At 56.8% G+C, this 3,012-nt stretch carries 3 protein-coding genes; all 3 read left to right on the top strand.

The annotated features are described in order from the left end of the window. The coding region (locus tag ACT6Y9_RS09990; protein ID WP_443744418.1) for a sulfatase-like hydrolase/transferase at positions 1 to 1,423 on the top strand (1,423 nt) is incomplete at its 5' end. A gap of 14 nt (positions 1,424 to 1,437) precedes the next feature. Beyond that, a complete protein-coding gene (locus tag ACT6Y9_RS09985) occupies positions 1,438 to 1,569 on the top strand; it encodes a hypothetical protein (protein ID WP_443744419.1) in 132 nt (43 codons plus the stop codon). 529 nt (positions 1,570 to 2,098) lie between these two features. Then, positions 2,099 to 3,012 (top strand): hypothetical protein (locus tag ACT6Y9_RS09980; RefSeq protein ID WP_443744417.1); only part of this gene is annotated, 914 nt, incomplete at its 3' end.

Here is a 3,012-nt window from a genome sequence, read left to right as displayed (position 1 = left end):
TTCGAGATGCAACGCCGGTCTGCAACATTGGCGAGGGGAGACCGCCTTCGGGCGGGTGTCACGAGGGAGTCCGACAAATCCCGTCGATCCATCCCCTGAGCCCGGCGCACTGCCTGCCTCTACCGAACTCCTTCGTCGTTGGCGCCTCTTCTCCTGGCTCGCGCTCCTCGTGATTCCCGGTCTGAGTCCGCTCATGGACATCGGCGCGGGGTTCTGCCGCTTTTCCTACCTGAAGTTCGCGACGCCTGAGACGTCGTGGCATGTGACGGGTGAGTTGTCAAAAGAGGGATCCGAAGGAGTTCCTCAAGCTCGTCTTGACCGTCCGCACCGCATCCGCAACTACATCATCGTGATGAGCGAATCGCTTTCCGAGAAGACGATGGGACTCTACGGCGCGCCCTTCAACACGACGCCCTTCATGAGCTCCATCCCGACGAAGCGGATCGAGAAGATGGTGTCTCCGTCGCTTGCCACCGCCGCCGCCGTCTCGCTCTTCGCCGCGCGCCCGAACCCGCAGGATCCGCTTCATCCGCACTACGAGGACAACATCATCACGCTCGCCAAGGACGCGGGGCTGAGCACCTATTGGGTTTCGTCTCAAGGCCGAATGAGCGCCTATGAGGCGAGCATCTCCTTCATCGCCGACCAGGCCGACGTACAGTACTTCGTGAAAAAGCACGATGACTTCAGCCTCATCCCCGTGATTGAACGCATCTTCTCGGCGCCGGAGCCTGAAGGCAGAGGGCGCCTCGTCTTCGTGCACACCTACGGCGCGCATGAGGAGACGTGTTCGCGCGTCACGGACGTCGGCCGTCCCTTCAAGACGGGCGCCGAAGAATTTCTTGACTGCTACCTCGCCGCCGCCTACAAGCAGGACCTGACCGTTGAGGCGATTGCCCGCGCCGCTGAGCGATCCGGCGAGTCCTGGTCCATCATCTTCACCTCCGACCACGCCATCAACTTCAGGCGCGACGACGCGGGCAGGCTCATCGCCATGCGGAGCGCCGACTACAAAGGCCAGTACGAAGTCCCCTTCGTTCAGATGGGCGCAGGCGTCACGGAAAACGAGGTCTACCGCGTGGTGCGCTCCTCCATGAAGTTTCGTGACTACTTTCCGACGTGGATCGGGGTGACGACGAATCAGACGCCGCCGGGTTACGACATCTTCACGAACAGGGCGGTTGGGACAAATGTGTCCGAGGATCTCGTTCTATCCGGCCTTGACAGGGAGGAGAAGGGGAAGGTTGAGGGGGATCAAGAGGAGCAGGAGGATCAGGGGGATGCGGGGAATGTAGAGAAAACGGAGAACGCGGCCGATGCCGTCTACGTTCTCCGGGGAAATGATGAAGTCCGTCCCTACGCTTCTCTCAAGCGGACTCCTGGGATGCAAGAAGTGGTGAATGGATTCGCGGGGCGCCGGTGAGGAACTATTCGCTCGTGCAGATTCTCGACTGGTTCCGCTGCGTCGACTACGTGGAGGCCACGGGGGACAAGAAGGCCGTCAAGTGGACGACGGAAATGACGCGTCGAGACAACTTGTTCCTCAAGCTCCTCGGCGTGCCCCTTTAGGCATTCGTGGAGGCATTAGCCGACTTTTAGGTTTCGAACCGAGGGATGCCTAGCGGCGGCGAGAAGATGTACCGAATGTGTGCATCGCGCCACAGGCCCATGTTTACAGTCAAGTGCTATACAACTTGACGAAAGTTAATAAGAGTGGATTAAATAAGTATTTGTTCGTAATTACTGTATTTGTAATGCATATTGATAGATTAACTAAAGCCTATCAAATAAGACAATCTACCCAGTACGCCGTGAGGTGATCTGTAGTTCAATAATGACAAACATCAGAAAAAATACGTAGATAAATCCATGATAAGGGTTAATGCTGATGCTTGTGGACGCTTTTTTCTGATTGGTCCAAAGGGTGATGCGACTTTAAGATGATTGAAGGTCTCGGCAATAAAGAGATCGCCTGAACCAATAAATTCAGATTCTTTCATCTCGCAGGAATTTGTCATGCAGCTCACCCGCACTCAAATGGCGTCCGCCGTTATTTTTGCACTTGTCGGCTTCAACGTGCACGCAGCTGACACTACTAATGTTACTACCCCCCCCCAACACGCATGAAGTAATCAAGGGGAGCACCTCATTTAAATCCGGAGATTTCTCCTACACCTTCGCGAACGCTGCATTTGAACTGAGCAGCGACGCGACGTTCACCGGTACGGCGAACACCTCCCTCAGCCTCCACGCGTCCGACGCTTCCGGAACCCCAGCGAAGCACGCCTTCCGCTTCAACGTGACCAACACCACCTTCACTACGTTCAAGAAAATTGAACTGGTCGGTGAAGGACCGAGCAAGCAGACGTTGGTCCCGAGCAAGGGAAACTCCACGCTCTCCTTCGGTACTTCGACTTCCGACGTCATCAGTGAGGTGAGCCTGCAAAATCTGAATGTCGGATTCTGGGACCGCGTTGGCAATACCATCAACTTCTACACCGAAAAGCTTGATGCCAAGACCACCGACTTCACCGTATCGACGGACAATACCGTTAAGATTCACGGCGTCAGCGATAGTCAGTCCACCACTCTCGGCACCGTGAAAAACACGGGCGGCGTCTTCAGCGTCGAGCAGGGCAGTCTCGCGCTCGCGCTCGACATGACCAAGGCGACCGGCGGTACGACGAATCTCGGCTCCGGTTCCGGCAAGACTCTCAGCGCCCTGACGCTCTCCGGCGACGTCAATGTTTACGGCGGCACGTTGACTACCTATGCCGACAATGCACAGTTCCAAAATGTGACGGTGTCGAACAAGGCCTCCATCGCCATCAAGGGCGCGGCCGAAGGTCAGCGCACCAAGATTGCGGCTCTGAAGAACGATAAGAGCACGATGAGCGTTGATGCGGGTGCTCTGGAAGTCTCCGGCCCGATCACTTCGACCGGCACCACGACGTTCGGAAAGTCGGCCGACTCGACGCTCACCGAGCTGCGCGTCAACGACAAGACCAGCGT

Origin of the sequence: Sutterella sp. (assembly GCF_052272535.1) — a bacterium.
Taxonomy (GTDB): domain Bacteria; phylum Pseudomonadota; class Gammaproteobacteria; order Burkholderiales; family Burkholderiaceae_F; genus Sutterella.
This window is presented reverse-complemented; position numbering and strand designations above follow the sequence as displayed.